The sequence below is a fragment of the Streptomyces aurantiacus JA 4570 genome, assembly GCF_000414115.1.
Classification (GTDB): Bacteria; Actinomycetota; Actinomycetes; order Streptomycetales; family Streptomycetaceae; genus Streptomyces; species Streptomyces aurantiacus_A.
In genome coordinates, this window is the sequence record NZ_AOPZ01000050.1 from 31,588 (window position 1) to 57,307 (window position 25,720).

Here is a 25,720-nt window from a genome sequence, read left to right on the forward strand (position 1 = left end):
GAAACGTGGGGGATGTGAGGGTTCGCCGGGGATTCGCCCCGCGCGAAGAAAACGAACTATCGAATATCTGGGAACAAGCGCGCGAATCTGTCGCAACTCGTTCAACTCGCCGCGCTCCGGGCGAGCTTAGTCCGCTCGCATCACGCTGGAGTCATATTCGGCAACCCTCTGCGAGCGCCTCCCGAGGGGCCTACACTCTGCCCCATTTGCACGCGCGGCAACCACATAATCGCATGGAGTCACGGAGGGGGACGTTTCAGCCACGGCGCGCCCCCGGTGGGCGCACCGGACGCGGGGACGGCAGCGGCCCCCGCCGGTTCACCCGACGGGGGCCACTTGAACGCCGTTGTACGTCAGCCGACGGAGCTGTACGCCACGACTCCGTGCAGGAGTTGGTCCACGGCCTTGCGCGCGTTCTTCCCGACCGTGCTGCCCTCGCGCGGCGCCGCCGCCGAGATCTGCCCGAGCACATCGATGACCTGCTTGCACCAGCGCACGAAGTCCCCGGCCGGCATCTCCGCCTCGCGCAGGACCTCGTCGAGGCCGCTGCCGCCCGCCCACATGTACGCCGCCCAGGCGAAGTTCAGGTCGGGCTCACGCTGCCCGACGCCCTCCGTCTGGCTGATCCGGAACTCCTCCTCCAAGGCGTCCAGGCGCCCCCAGATGCGCACCATCTCACCGAGCGCCGCCTTGGCCTTGCCGGAGGGCAGCTTGGGTGCGAGCGCGTCGTCGGCGACCCGGGCCTCGTACACCAACGCCGAGACGCACGCGGCCAGTTCGGCGGGCGACAGGCCCTCCCACACGCCCGCGCGCAGGCATTCGCTCGCCAGCAGGTCCAATTCGCCGTAGAGCCGGGCGAGGCGCCTGCCGTGCTCGGTGACCTCGTCGCCGCGCAGATAGTCGAGCTCGGTGAGCAGCGCGACGATGCGGTCGAAGGTGCGGGCGATGGTGTTCGTGCGGCCCTCGATGCGGCGCTCCAGCTGCGCGGTGTCGCGCAGCAGGCGATGATAGCGCTCGGCCCAGCGGGCGTGGTCCTCGCGCTCGTCGCAGCCGTGGCACGGGTGGGCCCGCAACTCGGCGCGCAGACGGGCGATCTCGCGGTCGTCGGCGGCCGCCGAACGGCCCTTGCGGTGCCGCTCGGGCACGATGTGCCCGGCCTTGGTGCGCAGCGCCGAGGCGAGGTCGCGGCGGGACTGCGGGGAGCGCGCGTTGAACGACTTGGGGATGCGCATCCGCTCCACGGCCTCGACGGGCACCGGGAAGTCCATCGACGCGAGCCGCTTGACCTGCCGCTCGGCGGTGAGCACCAGCGGGCGCGGGCCGTCCTGGTGCTCGAAGCCGCGGTGGCCGTTGGCCCGGCCCGCGGGCAGCCCGGGGTCGAGCACCAGGGCGAGGCCCGCGTACTTGCCCGTGGGCACATGGATCACGTCGCCCGGCTTGAGCTTCTCCAGGGCGGCCGCGGCGGCGGCCCTGCGCTGGACGGCGCCCTGCTTGGCGATCTCGTTCTCGCGGTCCTTGAGCTCGCGGCGCAGCCGCGCGTACTCCTCGAAGTCCCCCAGGTGGCAGGTCATCGACTCCTTGTAGCCGTCGAGGCCCTCCTCGTTCTTCTGCACCTGGCGGGAGATCCCGACGACCGACTTGTCGGCCTGGAACTGCGCGAAGGACGTCTCAAGGAGCTCGCGCGAGCGGTGCCGGCCGAACTGCTCGACCAGGTTCACCGCCATGTTGTACGACGGCTTGAAGCTGGAGCGGAGGGGGTAGGTGCGGGTGCCCGCGAGGCCCGCCAGGTGCTCGGGGTTCATGGCGCGCTGCCACAGCACGACCGCGTGGCCCTCCACGTCGATGCCGCGGCGGCCGGCGCGGCCGGTGAGCTGCGTGTACTCACCCGGGGTGATGTCGGCGTGCTGTTCGCCGTTCCACTTCACGAGCTTTTCGAGGACCACGCTGCGCGCGGGCATGTTGATGCCGAGTGCCAGCGTCTCGGTGGCGAACACGGCCTTCACCAGGCCGCGCACGAACAGCTCCTCCACGACCTCCTTGAAGGTCGGCAGCATGCCGGCGTGGTGGGCGGCGATGCCGCGCTCCAGGCCCTCCAGCCATTCGTAGTAGCCGAGGACGTGGAGGTCCTCGTTCGGGATGGAGGCGGTGCGCTCCTCGACGAGTTCGCGCACCCGCAGGCGCGCCTCGTCGTCGTTCAGGCGCAGGCCCGCGTACAGACACTGCTGGACGGCGGCCTCGCAGCCGGCGCGGCTGAAGATGAACGTGATGGCGGGCAGGAGCCCTTCGGCGTCCAGGCGCTCGATGACTTCGGGCCGGCCCGGCGTCCAGATCCGCGACCGCGACCTGCGCTCCCGCTCGCGGTCGGCCTCGCGGACCATCTTGCCCTTGCGGCGGTCCCGCGGGTTGTAGGACCGGCTGGCCTCCAGGCGGGCCATCCGCGTCAGGTCGGGGTTGACCGTCTTGCGCCGGCCCTCCCCCTCCTCGAAGAGGTCGTACATCCGGCGGCCCGCCAGCACGTGCTGGAACAGCGGCACCGGGCGGTGCTCGGACACGATCACTTCGGTGTCGCCGCGGACCGTGTCGAGCCAGTCCCCGAACTCCTCCGCGTTCGACACCGTGGCCGAGAGCGACACGAGAGTGACCGACTCCGGGAGGTGAATGATCACTTCCTCCCAGACGGCGCCGCGGAAGCGGTCCGAGAGGTAGTGCACCTCGTCCATCACCACATAGCCGAGGCCGAGCAGGGACTGGGAGCCCGCGTACAGCATGTTCCGCAGGACCTCGGTGGTCATCACGACCACCGGTGCCTCGGAGTTGACGCTGTTGTCGCCGGTGAGCAGGCCGACCTGGTCCGCGCCGTACCGTTTGGCGAGGTCGGCGTACTTCTGGTTGGAGAGCGCCTTGATCGGGGTGGTGTAGAAACACTTCTTGCCCCGCTGGAGGGCGAGGTGCACGGCGAACTCGCCGACGATCGTCTTGCCGGAGCCCGTGGGGGCGGCCACGAGCACGCCCTTGCCGCCTTCGAGCGCCTGGCACGCCTCGATCTGGAAGGGGTCGAGGCCGAATTCGTACATCTCGCGGAAGTCCGCGAGCGCGGTGGCCTGCTCGGCAGCACGCTGACGCGCTGCCGCATACCGCTCGGCCGGTGAGAGGTCCTCTGTCATCGTGCTTTCGAGCCTACCGGCCACCACTGACAACGGACGATCTTTATCGGGACCGGAGAGAAACCGCAGGTCACGGACGTACGGGCCGGTGACACGCGCGACCCGGCGCAGCGGCGGAAGCCACCTCCGGGTCCGCTTCAGGGTCCGACTCAGGCCCGGCTCAGGGCCGCCTCAGGCCCGTCTCAGGGCCCGAGGACCCGCACCGCCCCCGGCACGCACAGCGCCGTCAGCGGCAGCTCCCCCAGCCGCTCGCCGTCCGCGTACCCGGTGGTCCCCGGCGCCGCGACCTCCACTTTCGCGGCCCGGTGCACGGTGACCTTCGGGTGGTCCAGGTGCGTGCCCCGGTAGACCCGCGGAAAGACCTTGAGCAGCATGGTCCGGCTGCAGTCGCCGACCACGGTGACGTCGAAGAGCCCGTCGCTCATGTCGGCCCCGGCACAGATCCTCATGCCGCCGCCGTACGACGATCCGTTGCCGATGGCGACCAGCGTCGCCTCGACCTCGCGCACGTCGCCGTCGTCCAGGGTGATGCGGTACGGGACCGGCTTGAACGCGGCCAGTTCCGCGATCATCGCGAGGTCGTACTTGAACCGCCCGCTGGGCCACCGCATGCGGTTGCCGCGGTCGTTGACCCGCGAGTCGAAGCCGGAGGCGAGCACCGTCCCGAACCAGGTGGCACCGACCCGCCCCAGATCGACATCCCGTATCCGCGTCTCCTTCAGCGCGGCGGCGACGACGGTACCCGCGGCGGCGGGCTCCCGCACGGGCAGGCCGAGGGCCCGCGCGAAGTCGTTGCCGGTGCCCACGGCGATCACCCCGAGCGGGGTGCGCGTCCCCGCGACGGCCTGCAGGGCGAGGCTCGCCATGCCGTCGCCGCCGACGGCTATCAGCGCCCCGGTGCCGCCGTCGACCGCGGCGCGGGCCCGGTGCAGCGCGTCCCCGGCGTCCTCGCCGATGACGGTACGTACGGAGAATCCGGCCGCGCGCAGGGCGGCCGCGGCCGGCTGCGCGGCATGCGCGCCGCGGCCACGGCCCGCCGTGGGATTGACGAAGAGGGTGATCTCGCTGGTCACGGGCGGACCCTACAAGGCGGTACGCCGCGGCAACCAGTCGCGGGCCCCTCAGGTGACGTCGTCGTACCCGTTGTACCGGGAGGTGCGGGGCTCGGAGCCGCTGCCGTTGGTCTGTTCCGGCAGGGCGCTGGACGCGGGGACCGGCTCGATCTCGTCGACCGGGGCCGGGGTGAGGTCCAGGTCGGCGGCCTCGTCGTCGTCGAGTTCCGCGTCCGGGTCCGCGCGGCGGCGGCGCTTGTCGTTCAGGATCGAGAAGCCGACGGCGAGGAAGTAGAGGACGACGATGGGACCGGCGAGCGCCAGCATGCCGACGGGGTCCGTCGTGGGCGTGGCGACCGCGCCGAAGACGAAGACGCCCATCACGACGCCGCGCCACCAGCCGAGCATGCGGCGCCCGGTGACCATGCCCGTCATGTTGAGCATCACGAGCAGCAGGGGCAGTTCGAAGGAGGCGCCGAAGACGAGGACCATCCGGACGCTGAAGTCGAGGATGTCGTCCATCTCGAGGATATTGGACGCGCCGTCTGGCGTGATGCCGAGGAGCACGCGCATGCTGATCGGCATGATCACGTACGCGAGCCAGGCACCGGCGAAGAAGAGCGGCACGGCCGCGGCGACGAACGCGTAGGTGTACTTGCGCTCGCTCTTGTGCAGCCCCGGCGCGACGAAGGCCCAGAGCTGGTACAGCCAGACCGGGCTGGAGAGGACGATGCCCGCCATGAGGCTGACCTTCACCGTCGTGGTGAACGGCGACAGTAGCTTGGTGTAGGAGACGACGGCACAGGAGCCGCCGGTGGACTCGCCCAGCCCCCCCTTGCAGCGCGGCACGGGGTCGGAGAGGAAGTCCATCAGCTGCTGGCTGTAGAAAGCCGCCACGATCGACACGATCGTGATGGCGAGGAGCCCCTTGGCAAGCCGGTTGCGGAGCTCGCGCAGGTGGTCCGCAAGCGGCATACGCCCTTCGGGATCCCGCTCCTTCTTGCGGGCAGACTTAAGCAACCCACGTCCTCATCTCGTGCGGCAGGCCAGCTTGTCGGCGCCGGCCTTGGATCAGCGCTTAGTCGTCTGGTCGGTCGGCTCGGTGACGGGACGCGAGCTGGTCACGTCGCCGGGCGCGGCCTGGATGGTGCGCTGCTGCGGAGCGGGCTGGTCGGCGGGCGCGGGCGGGTCGGCGGGGGCCGCCTCGTCCTGCTTGCCGTCCGACTTCATCGCCTTGGCCTCGCTCTTGAGGATCCGCGCCGACTTGCCGAGGGATCGGGCCATGTCCGGCAGCTTCTTCGCACCGAAGAGCAGGACCAGGACGACGAGGATCAGGATGATCTCGGTGGGGCCGAGCCTACCCATAGCTGTCTACCTTCTTCACCGAGGCGTCAGATTTCGGGACCGGCTGTCGGACAGTCGTCCGACCACCGGGCTTGCCAGCGATCGTAACCCCCTGGAGTAAACGCAGGGCAATCCCCGTGCATACTCCCAGTTGCGGCCCGCGCCTCACATTTCGGGCCGCTTCAGCAGCGTACCCGCCTGGTAAGGGGAGTTGACAGGCCGCACCGCGCCGCGCGCCGCGAGCGGTCGGACCTCGCCACCCGACATCGGGCGGAAGGCGCCGTTCAGCCGAGGTCCCGGCCTGCCCGGGCGACCCCGGCCGCGGCCTTCTCCAGGTCCTCGGCGGCGCGGTTGATCTGCTGTGTGGTCTCGCTCACTTGACGGCCGAGCCGCTGGGCCTCGACGAAGACCTTGATCGCGAACACACTCAGGACGGCGAGGCCGAAGAACCCCGCGCCCACCGCCAGCATCGCCCAGAACATGTGCCGAGCCTAGACGGTCGAGTGCAGCCGCAGTGTCCGCACCCCGCCCCCGGTGAGGAGTTCGACGATGCGCTCACCGGCGGGCTTGCGCACGGCGTTGCCGCACTCCGGGCAGGTGAAGGAGTAGAAGGTGGTGCGCCGACTGGCGCCGATGGCCAGCCGCAGCGCCCCCGCGGACAGTTCGAACCGCGCGCGGCAGTCGGGGCAGGCGGCCTTGAAGAGGACCGCGGCCACTGAATGGGGCGTAAGGGGCATCAGTGACATACTGGGCAACTCTCCTCAGCTCTGTTCGCCTTCTTCGTACGCCGCCAGCGCCTCCCGCGCCGCGCGGCGGGCGTTGTCCGCCAGGTCCTGGGGCGAGACGATGTGGCCGTCGCGGCCCAGGCGCAGCGCGAGGCGGCGCAGCGATGCCGGGTCGGGGGTGCGCAGCGTGATGCGCAGGCCGCCCTCGGGGAGCTCTTCCGCGCTGTCGTGGGGGTAGTACTCGGCGACCCAGCGGCCGCCGGGGCCGACCTCCACCACGACCTCGGGGTCCTCGGCGGCAGGCTGCACCAGGCCCGCGGAGAGGTCCCGCAGCTCGACCTCGGGCGGCGCGGACGGCTCGTCCAGGATCTTGATCTCGGCGACCCGGTCGAGCCGGAAGGTGCGGCGCGCCTCGGAGCGGCGGCACCACGCCTCCACATAGGTGTGGCCGACGCTGACGAGCCGGATCGGGTCGATCTCGCGCTCGGTGAGCTGGTCGCGGGCCGGGGAGTAGTAGCGGATCCAGAGTCTGCGCCGCTCGGAGATGGCGCGGTCCACATCGGCGAAGACCCCGCCCTCGGACTCGAAGGTGACCGAGAGCCGTGAGCTGGCCCCGGCCGCCTCGCCCGCCGCCTCCTCCAGCTTCGCCGTCGCGCGCAGCAGCGCGAGCCGGTCGCTCTCGCGCAGGCCCGGCAGCGTGGACACCGCGCGGGCGGCCACGAGCAGCGCCGTGGCCTCGTCGGCGGCGAGCCGCAGCGGCTCGGCGACGTCATCGGGGTTGTGCCACCAGATGCGCTCGCCGTCGGTGTCGATGTCCAGGAGGTCACCGCCGCGGAAGCTGGTCCCGCACAGCGGCAGCACGTCCAGGTCGGAGATCAGCTCGTCCTGGGTGATGCCGAAGGCCCGGGCGACGTCGCCGACGCGCGCCCCGGGGCGCTCGCGCAGATAGGTCACCAGGGACAGCATCCGCCTGGTCTGATCGATGGCGTTCGCGGCCATTGCTAGTTCCGTTCCCCCTCAGCCCTTGGCCACGGCACGCAGCCGGTCCACGACATCGGCCCGCAGCTCCGCGGGCTCCAGGACCACCACGTCGGGCCCGAACTCCACCAGCCACGCGTCGAGCCCGTGCCCGTACGGAATCTCCAACTCGTCCCAGCCCTCGCCGAGTTCCCGGGAGCCCACGGCCTTCGCTCGCAGCGGATATCCGGCGCCCTTGCGCAGCTGGATCAGGGCGGTGCGGTCCGCGCTCTCCCCCGCCCAGCTCGCCACGGTCTCCCGCACGGTGACCACGTCGGGCACCTCGGCCCGGAACTTCCCGGCGCGCGAGCGGACCTTCCCGGTGATGCGGGAGAGCCGGAAGACCCGCTCGGCCTCACGGTCGCGGTCCCAGCCCGCCAGATACCAGTGCCCGCGCCAGCACTCCAGGGCCCACGGCTCCACATGGCGCTGCTCGGGGCGCGCGGCGGTGGCCTTGCGGTAGTCGAAGACGACGGGGCGCCGGTCGCGGCAGGCCAGCATCAGCGGCTCGAAGGCGGCCTCGTGCACGGGGATGCGCGGCTCCAGGGCGCCGTGCGCCTCGTAGGGGTCGACGTCCTCGGGCAGTCCGGCGGCGCGCAGCTTCTGCAGTGCGCCGCTCGCGGCGCCCGCGAGCCGGGCCTGCTGCCACACCTTCGCGGCCAGGCCGAGCGCGGCGGCCTCCTCGGCGTCCAGCGTGATGGGCGGCAGGCGGTTGCTGTCGCGGCGGGCCAGATAGCCGACCTCGCCGTCCAGGTTCTCCACCGTCTCGATGACCAGGCCGAGTTCGCGCAGGTCGTCCTTGTCGCGCTCGAACATGCGGTTGAAGGAGTCCTCGGACCCGCCCCCCGGCCCGGAGAGCGCGCTCCGGCCCGGCCCGAAGGGCGCACCGGGCCCCGGCCCGAACGCCTCGACATATGCCTCGATGGACTCGCGCAGCTCACGCTTGCTGAGCGGCCGCCTCGTCCCGAGCAGACACAGCGCCAGATTCATCAGCCGCTCGGCCTTGGCAATGGCCATCGACGCCCTTTCTCTCTCCCGGTCGACGACCGTACCGCTACGGGGTGTCGCGGCAAAAGCCGAGGGCAGGAGGTGCGTCCCCGAAGGGCTCGCGTTGGGGGTGGTGAAGAGACACCGGAGGGCCCACGCCAGAGCAGGCATGGGCCCTCACCGGACACTTCCGGTCGGACGCGGACGCGCCCAGAAGTGGCTCAGACGGAGACCAGGTCGCAGACGAAGATCAGCGTCTCGCCCGGGGCGATACGGCCGCCGCCGGCGCCGCGGTCGCCGTACGCCAGGTGCGCCGGGATGGTCAGCTCGCGACGGCCGCCGACCTTCATGCCCTGCACGCCCTGGTCCCAGCCGGAGATGACCTGGCCGGCGCCGAGCTCGAACTGCAGCGGGTTGCCGCGGTTCCAGGACGCGTCGAACTCCTCACCCGTGGAGAAGGCCACGCCCACGTAGTGGACCTTGACGAGGTCGCCCGCCTTGGCGACGGCGCCGTCACCCTCCCAGATGTCCTTGATCTGCAGCTCGGTGGGCGGCTCACCGACGGGGAAGTCGACCTCGGGCTTGTCGATGCTCACGAATAACTCCTGCTCATGTGCGTGATGGGCAACCGGGACAGTCTCGCATCCGTGCCGCGGGGGGTCACATCTTGGCGAGGATGTCCACGGAGAAGACCAGCGTGGAGTCCTTCTTGATGGAGCTGCCCTGCGGCGGCTTGTCCCCATACCCCTCCTTGGGGGGCACGACGACCAGGACGCGGCTGCCGACCTTCTTGCCCTTCAGACCCGCACGCCAGCCGGGGATGACCTGCGCCAGCGAGAACTGCGCGAGCTGCTTCCTCTTGTACGAGGAGTCGAACTCCTTGCCGTCCGCCCACAGCACGCCCTCGTACTGGCAGAGCAGCGTGTCGCTCTCCTTGACCTCGTCGCCGTCGCCCTCGATGACGTAGCTCGACACGACCTTGGTCGGGGCGTCCGTCTTCGGGACGTCGATCTTGGGGGCCTTGCCGTCGGTGTCCGTGCCGATCTTCGGCAGGTCCTTGTTGTCCTGGGCGACTTCCTTGCCCTTGGCGGAGCTGTTCGGGCCGTACGTGTTCACGATGTCGACGACGAACACCAGGGTGTCCGTGCCCTTGATGCCCGCCTGCTTGTTGCCCTGCTTGCCATAGCCGAGGACCGGGGGGATGGCGAGCTCGACGCGGCTGTCGACCTTCTGGCCGACGAGGCCCTGGTCCCAGCCCGGGATGACCTGGCCGACGCCGATCGGGAAGATCGTCGGCGCCTTGCGGTCGTACGAATTGTCGAAGACCTTGGCCGTGTCCCAGATCTGCCCGAGGTAGTGAGCCTGCAGATAGTCACCCTTGGCGACCTCGACGCCCTTGCCCGCGACGAGGGTCTTCACGGCGAGGTCGGACGACGGCTTGCCGGAGCCCTTGGCGACCGTGGGCTTCTCGCCGAACTTGGTGCCCTTCGTCACGGCGGGCACCGGCCCGTCGACGATCTTCGCCTTCGGCGGCGTCGAGTTCGAAGGAGACGGGCTGTCCTTGGTCTTGGCCTTGTCGGACTTGTCGTCGTCGCCGCATCCGGCGAGGGTCAGCAGGCCGGCCGGAACGGCCAGGAGAAGTGAGCGTCGGCGCACGGTGGGGGCCTCGTATCGATCGATCTTGTGGTTGGCGTGCGCGCAACTCTACGCAGTGAGAAGGGCGCCGTACGAGGAACGTACGGCGCCCCGCGTTGCGTTCCCACAACGCCCCGGCGTCTCACCGACCACAAACCGCCCGCTCACCGACCACAAGTCGGTCATCCGGCGGCCGACCACGGCTCACATTCCGGCGATCAGCTTCTCCACCCGGTCATCGACGGAACGGAACGGGTCCTTGCACAACACGGTGCGCTGCGCCTGGTCGTTCAGCTTGAGGTGCACCCAGTCCACCGTGAAGTCCCGGCGCTGCTCCTGGGCACGGCGGATGAAGTCGCCGCGCAGCCGCGCCCGGGTGGTCTGCGGCGGCACCGACTTGCCCTCGAAGATCTTCAAGTCGTTGCAGATCCGCGCGGCTTGGCCCTTCTTCTCCAGGAGGTAGTACAGCCCCCGGCGGCGGTGGATGTCGTGGTACGCCAGGTCTATCTGCGCGACCCTCGGGTGCGACATCGTCATATTGTTCTTGGCGCGATACCGCTCGATGAGCTTGTACTTCATCACCCAGTCGATCTCGGTGGCGATGCGGTCCAGGTCCTCGGTCTCGATCGCGTCGAGCGTCCGGCCCCAGAGTTCGAGGACCTGCTCGACCGTGCCGGTGCGGATGCCACGGCGCTCGACGAAGTCGACCGCCTTCTCGTAGTACTCCCGCTGCACCTCGAGGGCGGATGCCTCCCGGCCGCTGGCCAGGCGGACCTTGCGGCGGCCCGTGATGTCGTGGCTGACCTCGCGGATGGCCCGGATCGGGTTCTCCAGCGTCAGGTCCCGCATCACCGTGCCCGCTTCGATCATCCGCAGCACGAGATCGGTCGCGCCGACCTTCAGGAGCATGGTCGTCTCGGACATGTTCGAGTCCCCGACGATCACATGCAGCCTGCGATAGCGCTCGGCGTCCGCGTGGGGTTCGTCACGCGTATTGATGATCGGCCGTGAGCGTGTCGTCGCCGACGAGACGCCCTCCCAGATGTGCTCCGCGCGCTGACTCACGCAGTACACCGCGCCGCGCGGGGTCTGCAGCACCTTGCCGGCGCCGCACAGCAACTGCCGGGTGACGAGGAACGGAATGAGGATGTCCGCGAGACGCGAGAACTCCCCGTGCCGGGCCACGAGATAGTTCTCGTGGCAACCATAGGAGTTTCCCGCCGAGTCGGTGTTGTTCTTGAAGAGATAGACGTCGCCCGCGATTCCCTCCTCGTGCAGGCGGCGTTCGGCGTCGACGAGGAGGCCCTCCAGAATGCGCTCGCCTGCCTTGTCGTGGGTCACCAGCTCGGTCACGTTGTCACACTCGGGTGTGGCGTATTCCGGGTGTGAGCCCACGTCGAGATACAGACGGGCGCCGTTCCGCAGAAAGACGTTGCTGCTGCGGCCCCATGACACAACACGGCGGAAGAGGTAGCGCGCCACTTCGTCAGGCGACAGACGGCGCTGTCCCCTGAACGTGCACGTGACGCCGTACTCGTTCTCCAGCCCGAAAATGCGGCGGTCCATGACTGAACATTACGCCCGATGCCCCGCACTGAAACCGGGTTCGGCGGCACCGTTTCGATCAGTTTCCGATGAACCGTCAACAGTCCCGCCCATGTCGGCACCCGGGTCGGCGCCCGCGGCGAGCACGCGCCCCGTGGCGAGCAGCACGACCAGCGCCGCCGCACCCGCGAGCCCGGGCACCGCGAACCCCCACACCGTGCCGCCCCGTTCAACGACCGGACCCGCCCCGGCGGTTCCGAGCGAGGAACCGACCATGAACGTGGTCACCAGCCAGGAGAACGCCTCCGTCACCGTGCCCCGCGGGGCGTGCCGGTCCACGACGATGAACGCGCACGCCAGCGACGGCGCGAGGAACAGCCCCGCGAGCGCCGCGAGCGCCGTCATCGCGACCGCGCCCGGCGTGAGCATCAGCGGCAGATAGCAGAGCGCGAGCAGCGCCACGAGCACGGTCAGCCGCTTCTCGGGTACGCCGCCCCACTGCCGCGCCCCGTACAGCACGCCGCCGACCAGGCCGCCGAGCCCCAGCGCCGCGATGAGCCACCCGTACACCGCGTCCCCGCCGTGCCCGTCCGCGTACGAGACACCGGCGACGTTGATGGAGCCGAGCGCCATGCCGACGAACAGATACGCCCCGAGCAGCGCGAGCAGGCCCGGGGAGCGCAGCGCCCCCAGCCAGTGCGCCTCCCGCGCCTGCGAACGCCACCGGCGCGAGGGCTTGGACACCACGACCGACAGGGCGCCGAGCACCCCCACCACGTTCACGACGAGCAGGGCCGCGCGCTCCGACCACAGCGCCACGCACCCGGTGACGAGCAACGGTCCGACGGTGAACATGACTTCCTGGGCCACCGCGTCCATGGCGTACGCCGTGTGCACCTGCTTCTCGCCGCGCAGGACATCCGGCCACAGCGCGCGCAGGCCGCCCTCCAGGGGCGGCGTGGACAGCCCCGCCACGGCCACCGCGCCGTACGCGAGGGCGATCGAGTCCGGGCCCGTGCAGGCCAGCGCCGCCATGGCGAGGGCGGAGACGACGGCGCCGGGCAGCTGGACGCGCGGCTGGCCGTAGAGGTCCACGAGCCGGCCGAGCAGCGGCTGGCCGAGGGCGTTGGCCACGCCGTACACGGCGGCGAGCGCGCCCGCCAGGCTGTACGAGCCGCCCTCGGCCCGGACGAACAGCACGATGGCGATCGGTGCCGTCGCGTTCGGCAGCCGGCCCACCAACGTGCCCACCAGCAGCCGCGTCGCATACCGCGCACGCAGGATCTCGCCGTATCCGGACGCCATCAGCCAGCCTCTCCTCGCCCCGCCCGCGCGCCGTGGCGCCTCACGTTGTACGTATAACTTCGCGGGTCATACGTACCATGTGCGCTGTCCACCAGTCCATCGGTCCACGGGCCCCGACCGGCCCGCCCGGGCTCACCGCACACCACCCCCGGCCACCCGCCGGGGCCCACAGCCAGCAGGAGGCGTCCGTGGCCGGACCCCAGCACGAGACCGCGGCCCCCCGCCCCACCAGCCGCGACGTCGCCCGTGCCGCCGGCGTCTCGCAGGCCACCGTCTCCCTCGTCCTCGGCGACAAATGGCAGGGCCGCGTCGCCGAACGCACCGCCGAACGCGTCCGCGCCGCCGCCCGGGAGCTCGGCTACCGCCCGAACCTCGCCGCCCGCAACCTCCGCCTCGGCCGCACCCGCACCGCCCTCCTCGTCGTGCCCGCGCTCACCAACGAGTTCTTCGCCCGCGTGCACACCGGCGCCGCCCGCGTCGCCGCCCGGCACGGCTTCGGCGTCGTCCTCTACCCCACCCCGGACGTCACCGCCCCCGCCCGCGACCCCTTCGACTCCGCCCGCGCCTCCCTCGACGGCGTCCTGGCCTCCTCCATGGCCTCCGAAGCCCTCGCGACGATCCGCGGCGACGAACTCCCCCTCGTCATGCTCGACAGCGACCCCGCGCACAGCCTCGGCGCCGCCACCGTCAACCTCGACATCGCCGACGGCATGCGCCAGGCCGCGGAACACCTCCTCGCCCTCGGCCACCGCGATCTCCTGCACCTGGCCGCCGACGTCAGCTCCTGGACCTTCGACGTGCGCCGCGACGCCCTCACCACCGCCCTGCGGGGCAGCGGCGCGACCCTGCGCACCGCCAGGGCCGCTCTCGCCGTCGACGAGGCCCGCACCGCCACGGAGGCCGCCCTCACCACGCCCGGCCCCCGCCCCACCGCCGTGATCTGCGACGACGACGTGCTCGCCGCGGGCGCCTGCAAGGCCGCACGCCGACTGGGCCTGCACGTGCCCGACGACCTCAGCGTGACCGGATTCGACGACCTCACCCTCGCCACCGCCGTCGAACCGGAACTGACCACCGTCGCCCTGCCCGCCGAACGCTTCGGCGAACAGGGCATGGCCACCCTCATCGCCGTCCTCGGCGGCCGCACCCCCGAGCCCGAACCACTGCCCGTGGACCTCGTCGTCCGCGGCTCCACAGCACAGAGCCCCGCGTCCCGACGCTGAACGCCGGGACGCGGGGACGCGGGGCTGAGACTGCTCCTGGGGCTACTTCTCGGACGAACCGGACCCCGAGTCCGAACCGGAATCCGAGCCAGAGCCGGAATCCGTGTCCGCGCCGGAACCGCCGTCCGACTCCGCTTCGTCGTCCGCGGCCGCCGCGCCGTCCTCACCGAGGAGCCGCTCCAGCTGACGGCCGACGATCCGCTTGAACTTCCGCTGCTGCGGCCGCGTCCGGTCCAGGACCGCCACCTCGAGGCGCTCCGCGGGGATCTCCCGCTCGCTGCCGTTGGTGTCCCGCGACAGCGACTGCACCGCGAGCTTCAGCGCCTCGGCGAGCGTCATGCCGTCGCGGTGGCGCTGATCGAGATACGTGCTGATCTGTTCGGCATTGCCGCCCACCGCGACCGAGCCGTGCTCGTCCACGATGGAACCGTCGTGCGGCAGCCGGTAGATCTGGTCGCCGTCCGGCGTCGTGCCGACCTCGGCCACGACCAGCTCGACCTCGTAGGGCTTCTCCGCGTTGCTGGAGAAAATCGTGCCCAGCGTCTGCGCGTACACATTCGCCAGGCCGCGGGCCGTCACATCGTCACGGTCGTACGTGTACCCGCGCAGATCCGCGTACCGGACGCCGCCAATGCGGAGGTTCTCGTACTCGTTGTACTTACCGGCCGCGGCGAAACCGATCCGGTCATAGATCTCGCTGAACTTGTGCAGCGCACGGGACGGGTTCTCACCGACGAACACAATGCCATCGGCGTACTGCAGCACGACCAGACTGCGACCGCGGGCGATGCCCTTGCGGGCGTATTCCGCCCGGTCGGCCATGGCCTGCTGGGGTGAGACATAGAACGGCGTCGACACCGGCTATCCGTCCCTTTCTGTCAAAAATTCACAACAACAACGGGGGCACTCAGAGCAGCGCGGCCCGGGGGCCGTCCGGCTGCTCAAGACGCCGCGCCAGAATCGAGCGCGCGACCTCGGAGGTCTCCTCCTCCGTCAGCCTCCGGAAACCCTCCTCGGAGATCACCGTGACAATCGGATAGATCCGCCGGGCGACATCGGGGCCGCCCGTCGCCGAGTCGTCGTCCGCGGCGTCGTACAGCGCCTGCACGACGAGCGTCGTCGCCTGCTCCTCCGTCAGGTCGTCGCGGTACAGCTTCTTCATCGCTCCGCGGGCGAACACCGAGCCGGAACCCGTCGCCGCGAAGCCCTTCTCCTCGCTGCGGCCGCCCGTCACGTCGTACGAGAAGATGCGGCCCTTGGCGCGGTCCACGTCGTACCCCGCGAAGAGGGGGACGACCGCGAGGCCCTGCATCGCCATGCCCAGATTGGACCGGATCATCGTCGACAGGCGGTTGGCCTTGCCCTCCAGGGAGAGCGTCGCCCCCTCGACCTTCTCGAAGTGCTCCAGCTCCAGCTGGAAGAGCTTCACCATCTCGACGGCGAGACCCGCCGTGCCGGCGATGCCGACCGCCGAATACTCGTCGGCGGGAAAGACCTTCTCGATGTCACGCTGCGCGATGACATTGCCCATCGTCGCCCGCCGGTCCCCGGCGAGCACCACGCCACCGGGATACGTCGTCGCGACGATGGTCGTGCCGTGCGGCGCCTCGATCACGCCCTGGGTCGGGGGCAACTGCCGGTTGCCGGGCAGCATGTCCGGCTGGTGCCCCGTGAGGAAGTCCATGAAGGACGACGAACCTGGGGTCAGGAAGGCGGCCGGCAGACGCCCGGTGCTACGAGTGTTGGCTTCCACGGGTTTCCTTCCAGGTAGCTGACGGCCCGGCGCAAGGTGCCGGGATCATCTCCCAACTTGCCGATCGCCGCATCGCAGTTGAAGCACAGTACGACAGGGACCCTACCCGTCCCGTCACAGTGATCCACCTGCGCCGCCGAGGCGTGGAAGCACCCCTCGGGCACCTCGCTCCCTGGTCCGGCGCGCCGGTCGCGATCCGGTGATCATGATGCCGACGCCGAGCGGCGCCGCGCGATACTGCCTTCGAAGTGAAGGCTGGGTCACTCGCCGCCCTTTTGAACGAAGGACCGCACAAAGTCCTCCGCGTTCTCCTCCAGGACGTCGTCGATCTCGTCCAGCACGGAGTCCACGTCGTCGCTCAGCTTCTCCTGGCGCTCCTTGAGGTCTTCCGAAGCCTGCGCGTCCTGCGCCTGCTCCTCGACCTCCTCGGTGGAGCGCGTCGCCTTCTGCTGTCCGCCGCCGGTGTCCTTGGTCGCCATCTAGCTCACCCCGCTCGGTTCGACGTTTCTTGATCAGACCTTACAAGCCGGGTCTGACATCGGCCCCGCACTTCGTTCAACGTGCGGGGCCCACCTCTGTGATTCCCCGGCGCTCGGGCTTTCAGCCGCCTTTCAGCCCCCGGACAGCACCCGGACCAGATCCTCCGCCGTGCGGCACCGGTCGAGCAGCTCCTTGACGTGATTACGCGTTCCGCGTAGCGGCTCCAGGGTCGGGACGCGCTGGAGTGAGTCCCGGCCCGGCAGGTCGAAAATGACCGAATCCCACGAGGCCGCGGCGACGTCGTCGGCGTACTGCTCCAGGCAGCGGCCGCGGAAGTAGGCGCGGGTGTCCTCGGGCGGCTTGGTGCGGGCCCGTTCGACGTCGCCCTCGTCGAGGAGCCGCTTCATCTTGCCGCGGGCCGCGAGGCGGTTGTAGAGGCCCTTCTCCGGGCGTACGTCCGCGTACTGGAGGTCCACGAGGTGCAGGCGCGCGGCGTCCCAGTCCAGGCCGTCGCGGCGGCGGTAGCCCTCCATCAGCTCTCGCTTGGCGACCCAGTCGAGCTCTCCGGAGAGGCTCATCGGGTTGTTCTCCAGGCGGTTGAGGACGTCTTCCCAGCGGGTGAGGACGTCCTTGGTCTGGTCGTCGGCGTCCGCGCCGAACCGCTCCTCGACGTATTTGCGGGCCAGCTCGAAGTACTCCATCTGGAGCTGTACCGCAGTGAGTGTGCGACCGCTACGCAGCGTGACCAGGCGCTGGAGGGTCGGGTCGTGGGAGACCTGGTGGAGGGTGCGGACGGGCTGGTCGACGGCCAGGTCGACCGCGATGAAGCCGTCCTCGATCATGGCGAGGACCAGCGAGGTGGTGCCGAGCTTCAGATAGGTGGAGATCTCCGAGAGGTTCGCGTCGCCGATGATCACGTGCAGGCGGCGGTACTTCTCGGCGTCGGCGTGCGGCTCGTCGCGGGTGTTGATGATGGGCCGCTTGAGGGTGGTCTCCAGGCCGACCTCGACCTCGAAGTAGTCCGCGCGCTGACTGAGCTGGAAGCCGTGCTCGTGGCCGTCCTGGCCGATGCCGACGCGCCCTGCCCCGGCGAAGACCTGCCGGGAGATGAAGAAGGGCGTGAGGTGGCGCACGATGTCCGAGAAGGGGGTCTCCCGCTTCATCAGGTAGTTCTCGTGCGTGCCGTAGGAGGCGCCCTTGTTGTCGGTGTTGTTCTTGTAGAGGTGGATCGGCTGGGCGCCGGGGAGTGCGGCGGCCCGCTCGGCGGCCTCGGCCATGATCCGCTCGCCGGCCTTGTCCCAGAGGACGGCGTCGCGGGGGTTGGTGACCTCAGGCGCGCTGTATTCGGGGTGCGCGTGGTCCACGTAGAGGCGTGCCCCGTTGGTGAGGATCACGTTGGCGAGGCCGATGTCCTCGTCCGTGAGCTGGCTGGCGTCGGCGGCTTCGCGGGCGAGGTCGAAGCCCCGCGCGTCCCGCAGCGGGTTCTCCTCCTCGAAGTCCCAGCGGGCGCGTCGCGCCCGGTGCATCGCCGCGGCGTAGGCGTTGACGATCTGGGACGAGGTGAGCATGGCATTGGCGTTGGGGTGGCCGGGGACGGAGATGCCGTACTCCGTCTCGATGCCCATTACTCGCCGTACGGTCATGCGGCCCTCCTTGCCCGGCGGCGCCCTCGGTCGGGGGCGCCGCTCAAGTACCGCTGGTTCTCCGGTGCGTGTGCGGTGCCCGTCCCCGCACTGCGCGACTCGGCGGTACGGAAGAGCCTAGAACGCCTTTGCGCTGGTGGGGAGATCATTTCCTGCTTTGCTCTCGCTCGGTTGGTGACGCGGCTGCGAGGCGCCCGCGACCGGCGGAAAACAGTCGGCTGCGGGTACCCGTGGAGGGCACCCGCAGCCGCCCTTTCGCCTACAGGTACTGACCGGTGTTGGCCACCGTGTCGATGGAGCGTCCGGTGTCGGCGCCCTGCTTTCCGGTGACGAGCGTGCGGATGTATACGATCCGTTCGCCCTTCTTGCCGGAGATACGGGCCCAGTCGTCCGGGTTGGTGGTGTTGGGCAGGTCCTCGTTCTCCTTGAACTCGTCGATGCAAGCCTGGAGGAGGTGAGAGACCCTGAGGCCCTTCTGGTTCTGCTCGAGGAAAGCCTTGATGGCCATCTTCTTGGCGCGGCCGACGATGTTCTCGATCATGGCGCCGGAGTTGAAGTCCTTGAAGTAGAGGACTTCCTTGTCGCCGTTGGCGTACGTGACTTCGAGGAAGCGGTTCTCCTCGGATTCGGCGTACATCTGCTCGACGACCGACTGGATCATGGCGTGCACGGTGGCGCCCTTGTCGCTGCTGTGCTCGGCGAGGTCGTCGGAGTGCAGCGGCAGGCGTTCGGTCAGATATTTGGCGAAGATGTCCTTGGCCGCCTCGGCGTCCGGGCGCTCGATCTTGATCTTCACGTCGAGGCGTCCGGGCCGCAGAATGGCCGGATCGATCATGTCCTCGCGGTTGGAGGCGCCGATGACGATGACGTTCTCCAGGCCCTCCACACCGTCGATCTCGGCGAGCAGCTGGGGGACGATGGTGTTCTCCACGTCCGAGCTGACGCCGCTGCCGCGGGTGCGGAAGAGGGATTCCATCTCGTCGAAGAAGACGATGACGGGGGTGCCCTCACTCGCCTTCTCGCGTGCGCGCTGGAAGACCAGGCGGATGTGGCGCTCGGTCTCGCCGACGTATTTGTTGAGGAGCTCGGGGCCCTTGATGTTGAGGAAGAAGCTCTTCCCCGCGGGCTGTCCGGTGACCTCGGCGACCTTCTTGGCAAGGGAGTTGGCGACGGCCTTCGCGATCAGCGTCTTGCCGCAGCCGGGCGGTCCGTAGAGCAGGACGCCCTTGGGCGGCCGCAGTTCGTGCTCCTTGAAGAGGTCGGGGTAGAGATAGGGGAGCTCGACCGCGTCGCGGATCATCTCGATCTGGCCGCCGAGGCCGCCGATCTTGTCGTAACTGATGTCCGGGACCTCTTCGAGGACCAGTTCTTCCACTTCGCTCTTCGGTACGACCTCGTAGACGTAGCCGGAGCGGGGCTCGAGCAGGAGGGCGTCTCCGGGACGGATGGTGACGTCCAGGAGCGGCTCGGCGAGCCTCACCACCCGTTCCTCGTCGGTGTGACCGAGCACCAGGGCTCGTTCGCCGTCCTCGAGGATCTCCTTGAGGGTGACGATGTCTCCGACGCTCTCGTACTCCATGGCCTCGACCACGTTGAGCGCTTCGTTGAGCATGACTTCCTGGCCGCGCCTGAGGTCGTCGAGTTCGACGCTCGGGCTGACGTTCACGCGGAGCTTGCGGCCGCCGGTGAAGATGTCGGCGGTGCCGTCCTCGTTCGCCGTGAGGAAGACTCCGAAGCCGGCCGGCGGCTGTGCGAGCCGGTCGACCTCTTCCTTGAGGGCCACGATCTGGTCGCGGGCCTCGCGGAGCGTGTTCGCGAGCCGTTCGTTCTGTGCGGACACGCCTGCCAGGTTGGTCTGCAGCTCGACGATCCGCTCTTCGAGAATCCTCGTATGACGCGGAGAGTCGGCGAGCTTGCGTCGCAGGACGGCGATTTCCTGCTCGAGATAGGCAACCTGACCGGCTGGGTCCTCAGACCCTCGCCCCGGCCGGATGCCGCGGTTGATGTCGTCGTCGTGGGCTGCCACGGTCCTCACCTCCTCCAAGGGGAGCTGGACGCTTCCTGACCCTACCTGGGTGGGTGCTGATTGAAACCCCTAGATCACAAAGACGGTGGGGGTGTGTCCGATCTTCACCCTTGCGCTCTCCCTCACGCCAGGGGAATACCCACCCAACAACATCGGAAAGCCGCCGGTTGTAGGGTCGAACTGTTCAACACCCGTCAGGGCTGGCCGGACTTGCAGCAAAGTCGGCCCTGCTCGACGCAGTTTCGGCAGGAGAGATGACCGTGCAGCACGAGGCGGAGAGCGCCGGCGAAAGCCATGATCTGCTCGAGGTCTGGATCGATCAGGACCTGTGTACCGGCGACGGCATCTGTGCCCAGTACGCGCCCGAGGTCTTCGAGCTGGACATTGACGGCCTGGCCTATGTGAAGAGCGCGGACGACGAGCTGCTGCAGGCGCCCGGGGCGACAACGCCCGTGCCGCTGCCGCTTCTCCGCGATGTCACCGACTCCGCGAAGGAGTGCCCGGGTGACTGTATTCACGTACGGCGAGTTTCGGACAGGGTGGAGGTCTACGGGCCGGACGCAGAGTGACCGAATAGTTTCGCTGAGTGAGCGAAAGGGGGGTCCGTGGTTACCGTACGAAGGTAACCACGGGCCCCACTTGATGTCCGCGCCGTCCTCGCGCCGTCGCGGGGGCGGCCGGTGGGGCGCGCGAGGCGTCAGGCGCTGCCGGCCGCGGCGGGTGTCGAGCGGGTGAACGCGCCGTTCTGCCAGCGCCACTTGGCTTCCTCGCGGAGGTCGGGGCGGTAGCGGGGCACGTCGGGCGAGGAGTAGCCGAGCAGGGTCGCGGTCACGGCGCCGGCGCGTACCGCGAGGGCGGCGACCGTGCGGCGGTCCTTGGCGTCGACGAGGGTGGCGACGACGCGCGGCTTGCCTTCCCGGGGGCGGGTGATGACGTACACGGCGTCCGGCGGGGTGCCGGAGCCGGCCTGGCAGTGCACGGCCGCCACGGTCTCGGGGCGGCCGTCGCCGTCGAGGTCGCCGGTGGTCTTCTTGGCGACGACGGGCTTCACGGGGCCGCATTCGAGGGGGTACGTCACGGCGGCCGGGTCGGGTGCGGGCGCCGGGGCGCTCCTGGGCTGTGGCTTCGGGTCGGTCTGGGCGGCGGTGGCGCGGTCGGGCTGCAGGAAGCCGGAGGCCGCGACGACGGCGGCCAGGGCGGCGGCGGTGGCCACCCAGTGGATGGGACGGGTGGCCCACGGCCGGTCCACCGTGTGGGCCAGTTCCGGGACGGCGGGGTGCTGCACGAGGAGTGTCTCCTGTGAGGGCTGTGCCGGTGCGGTGGCCAGCATGGTGCCACACCTCACACCGCCGGGGAACACCGGGGTCCGGTGCGGTGACACGCGTCCAACAGGACGGCGCCGCCGCCGAGTTCCGCGCGGGCTTGCGGGAACTCGGCGGCGGCGCCGGTGCGTTGTGTGTACGCCGGGCGTACGAGTCGTGCGGCCCGGGCGTGCGGGGTCAGCGGGGGCTGCCGCCGTCGGCGTTCGGGCCGGTGTAGTCCTCGCCGTAGGCGCCCTTGGCGGGGCGGCGGCGCCGCATGGGCGGCTCGACGCCGTCCGCGAGGCGGCGGGCGGTGAGGAGGAAGCCGGTGTGGCCGATCATGCGGTGGTCCGGGCGGACGGCCAGGCCCTCGATGTGCCAGTTGCGGATCATCGATTCCCAGGCGGTCGGCTCGTTGAAGCCGCCGATCTCGCGGATCGACTCGACGGTCCGGGCGAGCTGCGTGGTCGTGGCGACGTACGCGCACAGGATGCCGCCGGGCACGAGGGCCTTGGAGACGGCCTCCAGGCACTCCCAGGGGGCCAGCATGTCGAGGATGACGCGGTCGACCTCGGTGTCGGACAGGTTGTCCTGGAGGTCGCCGACGGTGAGCTGCCAGGCGGGGTGGGGGCCGCCGAAGTAGCGCTCCACGTTCTGCTGGGCGATCTCGGCGAAGTCCTCGCGGCGCTCGTAGGAGTGCAGCATGCCGTGGTCGCCGATGGCGCGCAGCAGGAAGGCGCTGAGCGAGCCGGAGCCGACGCCCGCTTCCACGACGCGCGCGCCGGGGAAGATGTCGGCGAAGGCCAGGATCTGCCCCGCGTCCTTGGGGTAGACCACGGCGGCGCCGCGGGGCATGGACAGGACGTAGTCGGGGAGCAGGGGGCGCAGCGCGAGGTAGGCGACGTTCCCCGTGGTGCGGACAACACTGCCCTCGGGAGCGCCGATCAGCTCGTCGTGCGGGAAGGAACCCTTGTGGGTGTGGAAGTTCTTCCCGGCCTCGAGCGTGAACGTGTAGTGGCGTCCCTTGGGGTCGGTGAGCTGGACCTGGTCCCCGACCTTGAAGGGCCCGCGTCGGCGGGCGGCACCGGTCGGTTCGGACATGTGACCAGCCTACCGGCCACGGCGGGGGCCGCCGACCACCGCGTCCGTACGGGGCCGGCGGCGTCCCCTCAGTTCGGCCTCGCCATGGCCTTGACGAAGGCGCGCTCGACGTCCGCGGCGGACAGGACGCCGTAGATCTCCCCGGAGGTCTCGACGACGAGGTATTCGGTCGCGGGGGTCGAGCGCAGCCGGTCCAGGAGTTCCTCGCCGGCCAGCTCCGCCGGGATGCGCATGCCTTCGGTGATGTCCTGGGCGAGACCGCTGACGGCGACCCAGGGGCGGCGGTGCTCGGGGACGCCGACGATCGCCGCCTCGCGGACCACGGACAGCGGGTCGCCGTCGGGGTCGACGACGACCAGGGCGCGGGCGCCCGCCGCGTTGGCGCGGCGCAGCGCCTCGGAGAGCGGGGTGTCGGTCTCCACGGGGACGGCGCGCCGGGTCAGCGCGCGGGCGCGCAGCTCGGGCAGGTGCTCGCGCAGGCGGGCCATGCGCAGGCTGTTGCCGGCGCCGGTCCAGATGATGGCGGCCAGGATCGCGGCGAGCAGGGCGTCGGTGACGGTGTCCATGCCGCCGATGTCCTGGGTCTCGCCGCCGAGGGCGCCGGACTGGTTGAGGATGGGCAGGCCGACGAGTACGGAGATGGCGAGGGCGCGGCCGACCCAGGCGGCGGCGATGGTGCCGCTCATGGGCTTGCCGGTGATCTTCCAGACGACGGCGCGGAGCATGCGGCCGCCGTCGAGCGGGAGGCCGGGCAGCAGGTTGAAGGCGGCGACGATGAGGTTGGAGATCATCAGTCCTGCGAGCAGGACGCCCGGTACGGTGCCGGGTTCCACGGCGCGCATGCCGGCGTAGAAGACACCGGCGAGGACGAGGGAGAGCAGCGGGCCGACGAACGCGAGCACGAACTCGCGTCCCGGGGTCTCGCTCTCCTTCTCGATCTCGCTGACGCCGCCGAAGAACTGGAGCTGGATGCGGCGCACGGGCAGTTTGAAGCGGAGGGCCGCGACGGTGTGGGCCAGCTCGTGCACGAGCACGGAGGCGTAGAAGGCGACCGCGAAGAACAGTGACACGAGATAGCGGGCGCTGCCGAGCTCGGGCAGCACGCGGTCGAGCTGCCCGCCGAACACCCAGGTGATCAGCGCGGCGACCAGGAACCAGCTCGGCGCCACATACACGGGCACTCCGAAGGGCCGCCCCATGAGCAGCCCGCCGCCGGGGTTCTTGGGCTGTTCCTTGGGCGGCTCTCCGGAGTGGTGGGCGTGGGCCCGCGCGGGCGGGGCGCTGTCGCGCCGGTCCGCGTCGCCGTCTCCGTCGGCGGGGTGCTCCTTGCGTACGGAGACGGGGGTGGTCGGGCGCGCGGGGGCGGGGTGATCGGCGGCCGGGGGCTCCGCCGAGTCGGGGGCGGCGTCGCCGCGGTGGTCGGGCGTCCCGGGGCGGGGCGTGCTCGCCGGCGCGCCGGGGTCCTCGCCGGTGCCGTGGGGGGCCTCGGGGTCCGTCGGGCTCTCCGCCGGGCGGGGGTCGTCGGCGCTGTGGTGGTCGGGCGCGGGCCGGGACGTGCTGGACGGCGCGTCTTCCGCCTGGGCGGGCGCGTCCTCCGCCCGGGCGGGCGCCTGCTCGGACTGCGGCCTGCCGCTGCCGCCGCTTTCGTCCACGATGTCCCCTCGTTCGAAGCGTCCCCCGCTCCTGCTGTGGCGCGGTACACGCACGATCATGCAGGGCGGGAGGGTCTGTCGTCGATGGTATGCGGCCGTTGTCAGTGGCGGGTCGTAGGGTCTGACGTCATGGAAACCAGGACCGACGTCGTCGGGGTCGCCGCGCGCCCGGCGTCCCTGTCGCCCTCGCGCGCGAGCGACTTCATGCGGTGCCCGCTGCTGTATCGCTTCCGGGTGATCGACAAGCTGCCGGAGAAGCCGAGCGAGGCCGCGACGCGCGGCACGCTGGTGCACGCGGTCCTGGAAAGACTCTTCGACGCGCCCGCGACGGAGCGCACCGCGCCGCGGGCCAAGGCGCTCGTCCCGGGCCAGTGGGACCGCCTGCGCGAGGCCAAGCCGGAGCTGGCCGAGCTGTTCGCCGACGACGGCGGGGGCGAGCGCGTGGCCCAGTGGCTGGCCGACGCGGAGAAGCTGGTCGAGCGGTGGTTCACGCTGGAGGACCCCACGCGCCTGGAGCCCGCGGAGCGGGAGCTGTTCGTGGAGGCCGAGCTGGCCTCGGGCCTGAAGCTGCGCGGCATCATCGACCGTGTCGACGTCGCCCCCACCGGCGAGGTCCGCATCGTCGACTACAAGACCGGCAAGGCCCCCCGCCCCGAGTACGCGGAGGGCGCGCTGTTCCAGATGAAGTTCTACGCCCTCGTGGTGTGGCGCCTGAAGGGCGTGATCCCGCGCCGTCTGCAGCTCGTCTATCTCGGCAGCGGCGACGTCGTCACGTACGACCCGGTCGAGGCCGATCTGGAGCGGGTCGAGCGCAAGCTGCTCGCGCTGTGGGAGGCGATCGTCCTGGCCACGGAGACGGGCGAGTGGCGGCCGCGCCCGACGAAGCTGTGCGGCTGGTGCGACCACCAGGCGGTCTGTCCGGAATTCGGTGGCACTCCCCCGCCGTATCCGCTTCCGGTGAGGGCGCCGGAGTCGCGCGCGGAGGAGCAGGGCAGAATGGGCCCGGGCTAGGCGAAGGAGAGTTACGTGGCCATCCGCGTCCTACTGGTCGATGACCAGCCGCTGTTGCGCACGGGTTTCCGGATGATCCTGGAGGCCGAGCAGGACATCGCGGTCGTCGGCGAGGCCGGAGACGGCCTGCAGGCTCTGGATCAGGTGCGGGCGCTGCAGCCCGATGTGGTCCTGATGGATATCCGTATGCCCCGGATGGACGGGGTCGAGGCCACCCGGCAGATCACCGGGCCCGGCCGGGACGGCCCGGCGAAGGTCCTGGTCCTGACCACCTTCGACCTCGACGAGTACGTGGTGGAGGCGCTGCGCGCGGGAGCCAGCGGGTTCCTGCTGAAGGACGCGCCGGCAAACGAACTGGTGCAGGCCATTCGCGTGGTCGCCGCGGGTGAGGCGATGCTCGCGCCGAGCATCACGCGGCGGCTCCTCGACAAGTACGCGGGGCATCTGCCGTCCGGGGACGAGCCCGTGCCCGACACGCTGCACACGCTGACCGAGCGTGAGGTCGAGGTGCTGAAGCTGGTGGCGCGGGGGCTGTCCAACGCCGAGATCGCCGCGGACCTGTTCGTCAGCGAGACGACGGTGAAGACGCACGTGGGGCACGTCCTGACAAAGCTGGGTCTCCGCGACCGGGTGCAGGCGGCGGTGTACGCCTACGAGAGCGGCCTGGTCCGGCCGGGGGCGCAGTAGTCGGCCGGAGCCGTACGACGAGCGAGGGGGCGGTATCCCGTGCGGGATACCGCCCCCTCCTTCGTGCTC

25 protein-coding genes are annotated in these 25,720 nt (G+C 70.4%); 4 read left to right on the forward strand and 21 right to left on the reverse strand.

Annotated features, from left to right (window positions below; genetic code table 11):
* Positions 1-353: 353 nt before the first annotated feature.
* The 12 genes from STRAU_RS06420 to STRAU_RS06475 all read right to left on the reverse strand — a co-directional run bounded on the left by STRAU_RS06420 (position 354) and on the right by STRAU_RS06475 (position 12,774).
* Positions 354-3,164, reverse strand: coding sequence for a DEAD/DEAH box helicase (locus tag STRAU_RS06420; protein ID WP_016639440.1), 2,811 nt, complete (start codon positions 3,162-3,164; stop codon positions 354-356).
* 182 nt (positions 3,165-3,346) lie between these two features.
* Positions 3,347-4,237, reverse strand: coding sequence for a diacylglycerol kinase (locus STRAU_RS06425; protein WP_016639441.1), 891 nt, complete (start codon positions 4,235-4,237; stop codon positions 3,347-3,349).
* Positions 4,238-4,285: 48 nt separating this feature from the next.
* The gene (tatC, locus tag STRAU_RS06430; protein WP_016639442.1) at positions 4,286-5,191 is read right to left on the reverse strand and encodes a twin-arginine translocase subunit TatC; all 906 of its coding nucleotides are present in this window, start codon (positions 5,189-5,191) and stop codon (positions 4,286-4,288) included.
* A 96-nt stretch (positions 5,192-5,287) separates the two neighbouring features.
* Complete coding sequence (gene tatA / locus STRAU_RS06435; RefSeq protein ID WP_016639443.1) at positions 5,288-5,581, reverse strand: Sec-independent protein translocase subunit TatA; 294 nt, start codon at positions 5,579-5,581, stop codon at positions 5,288-5,290.
* A gap of 263 nt (positions 5,582-5,844) precedes the next feature.
* A complete protein-coding gene (locus STRAU_RS06440) occupies positions 5,845-6,042 on the reverse strand; it encodes a hypothetical protein (protein WP_016639444.1) in 198 nt (65 codons plus the stop codon).
* A gap of 9 nt (positions 6,043-6,051) precedes the next feature.
* Positions 6,052-6,306, reverse strand: a complete 255-nt coding sequence (locus tag STRAU_RS06445; RefSeq protein ID WP_037657852.1) for a hypothetical protein — start codon at positions 6,304-6,306, stop codon at positions 6,052-6,054.
* 15 nt (positions 6,307-6,321) lie between these two features.
* A complete protein-coding gene (locus STRAU_RS06450) occupies positions 6,322-7,284 on the reverse strand; it encodes a helix-turn-helix transcriptional regulator (RefSeq protein ID WP_016639446.1) in 963 nt (320 codons plus the stop codon).
* Between the two features lie 18 nt (positions 7,285-7,302).
* On the reverse strand, positions 7,303-8,319 hold the full coding sequence (locus STRAU_RS06455; protein WP_016639447.1) for a helix-turn-helix transcriptional regulator: 1,017 nt from the start codon (positions 8,317-8,319) through the stop codon (positions 7,303-7,305).
* A gap of 191 nt (positions 8,320-8,510) precedes the next feature.
* The gene (locus STRAU_RS06460) at positions 8,511-8,885 is read right to left on the reverse strand and encodes an FKBP-type peptidyl-prolyl cis-trans isomerase (RefSeq protein WP_016639448.1); all 375 of its coding nucleotides are present in this window, start codon (positions 8,883-8,885) and stop codon (positions 8,511-8,513) included.
* Positions 8,886-8,949: 64 nt separating this feature from the next.
* Positions 8,950-9,945 carry an FKBP-type peptidyl-prolyl cis-trans isomerase gene (locus tag STRAU_RS06465; protein ID WP_016639449.1) on the reverse strand — a complete coding sequence of 332 codons (996 nt, stop codon included), beginning with the start codon at positions 9,943-9,945 and terminating at the stop codon, positions 8,950-8,952.
* Positions 9,946-10,128: 183 nt separating this feature from the next.
* Positions 10,129-11,490 (reverse strand): Pup--protein ligase, encoded by a 1,362-nt coding sequence (gene pafA, locus STRAU_RS06470; RefSeq protein WP_016639450.1) that lies wholly within the window; start codon positions 11,488-11,490, stop codon positions 10,129-10,131.
* 9 nt (positions 11,491-11,499) lie between these two features.
* A complete protein-coding gene (locus STRAU_RS06475; protein ID WP_016639451.1) occupies positions 11,500-12,774 on the reverse strand; it encodes an MFS transporter in 1,275 nt (424 codons plus the stop codon).
* 188 nt (positions 12,775-12,962) lie between these two features.
* Here STRAU_RS06475 and STRAU_RS06480 point away from each other — a divergent pair, with 188 nt between their 5' ends.
* Positions 12,963-13,997, forward strand: a complete 1,035-nt coding sequence (locus tag STRAU_RS06480) for a LacI family DNA-binding transcriptional regulator (protein ID WP_016639452.1) — start codon at positions 12,963-12,965, stop codon at positions 13,995-13,997.
* A gap of 42 nt (positions 13,998-14,039) precedes the next feature.
* Here the strand turns inward: STRAU_RS06480 and prcA are convergent, their stop codons facing one another.
* The 6 genes from prcA to arc form a co-directional block, all read right to left on the reverse strand.
* Positions 14,040-14,855 (reverse strand): proteasome subunit alpha, encoded by an 816-nt coding sequence (gene prcA, locus STRAU_RS06485; protein ID WP_016639453.1) that lies wholly within the window; start codon positions 14,853-14,855, stop codon positions 14,040-14,042.
* 49 nt (positions 14,856-14,904) lie between these two features.
* Entirely contained in the window at positions 14,905-15,750 is an 846-nt protein-coding gene (gene prcB, locus STRAU_RS06490) for a proteasome subunit beta (RefSeq protein ID WP_016639454.1), read from the reverse strand.
* Positions 15,702-15,914: an endonuclease domain-containing protein gene (locus STRAU_RS39975; RefSeq protein ID WP_078620994.1), complete on the reverse strand. Its 213-nt coding sequence runs from the start codon at positions 15,912-15,914 to the stop codon at positions 15,702-15,704. Before STRAU_RS39975 ends, prcB begins: the two co-directional genes overlap by 49 nt.
* 96 nt (positions 15,915-16,010) lie before the next feature.
* A complete protein-coding gene (locus tag STRAU_RS06500; RefSeq protein ID WP_011027899.1) occupies positions 16,011-16,229 on the reverse strand; it encodes a ubiquitin-like protein Pup in 219 nt (72 codons plus the stop codon).
* Positions 16,230-16,361: 132 nt separating this feature from the next.
* Positions 16,362-17,873: a depupylase/deamidase Dop gene (gene dop / locus STRAU_RS06505; RefSeq protein ID WP_350892719.1), complete on the reverse strand. Its 1,512-nt coding sequence runs from the start codon at positions 17,871-17,873 to the stop codon at positions 16,362-16,364.
* Positions 17,874-18,132: 259 nt separating this feature from the next.
* Positions 18,133-19,899 carry a proteasome ATPase gene (gene arc, locus STRAU_RS06510; RefSeq protein WP_037657879.1) on the reverse strand — a complete coding sequence of 589 codons (1,767 nt, stop codon included), beginning with the start codon at positions 19,897-19,899 and terminating at the stop codon, positions 18,133-18,135.
* Between the two features lie 254 nt (positions 19,900-20,153).
* Between arc and STRAU_RS06515 the strand changes: the two genes are divergently transcribed.
* On the forward strand, positions 20,154-20,468 hold the full coding sequence (locus STRAU_RS06515) for a ferredoxin (RefSeq protein ID WP_016639457.1): 315 nt from the start codon (positions 20,154-20,156) through the stop codon (positions 20,466-20,468).
* Between the two features lie 128 nt (positions 20,469-20,596).
* On the opposite strand, the gene STRAU_RS06520 is transcribed toward STRAU_RS06515, so the two are convergent.
* From STRAU_RS06520 to STRAU_RS06530, 3 genes are all read right to left on the reverse strand, one after another.
* Positions 20,597-21,184 carry a hypothetical protein gene (locus tag STRAU_RS06520; protein ID WP_037657881.1) on the reverse strand — a complete coding sequence of 196 codons (588 nt, stop codon included), beginning with the start codon at positions 21,182-21,184 and terminating at the stop codon, positions 20,597-20,599.
* Positions 21,185-21,398: 214 nt separating this feature from the next.
* Positions 21,399-22,301, reverse strand: a complete 903-nt coding sequence (locus STRAU_RS06525; protein ID WP_016639459.1) for a tRNA (adenine-N1)-methyltransferase — start codon at positions 22,299-22,301, stop codon at positions 21,399-21,401.
* Between the two features lie 68 nt (positions 22,302-22,369).
* A complete protein-coding gene (locus STRAU_RS06530) occupies positions 22,370-23,953 on the reverse strand; it encodes a site-2 protease family protein (RefSeq protein ID WP_016639461.1) in 1,584 nt (527 codons plus the stop codon).
* Between the two features lie 129 nt (positions 23,954-24,082).
* Between STRAU_RS06530 and STRAU_RS06535 the strand changes: the two genes are divergently transcribed.
* Together STRAU_RS06535 and STRAU_RS06540 are read left to right on the forward strand one after the other, a co-directional pair.
* Positions 24,083-24,964: a RecB family exonuclease gene (locus tag STRAU_RS06535; protein ID WP_016639460.1), complete on the forward strand. Its 882-nt coding sequence runs from the start codon at positions 24,083-24,085 to the stop codon at positions 24,962-24,964.
* A gap of 15 nt (positions 24,965-24,979) precedes the next feature.
* Positions 24,980-25,651, forward strand: coding sequence for a response regulator (locus STRAU_RS06540; RefSeq protein WP_016639462.1), 672 nt, complete (start codon positions 24,980-24,982; stop codon positions 25,649-25,651).
* Positions 25,652-25,720: the final 69 nt, after the last annotated feature.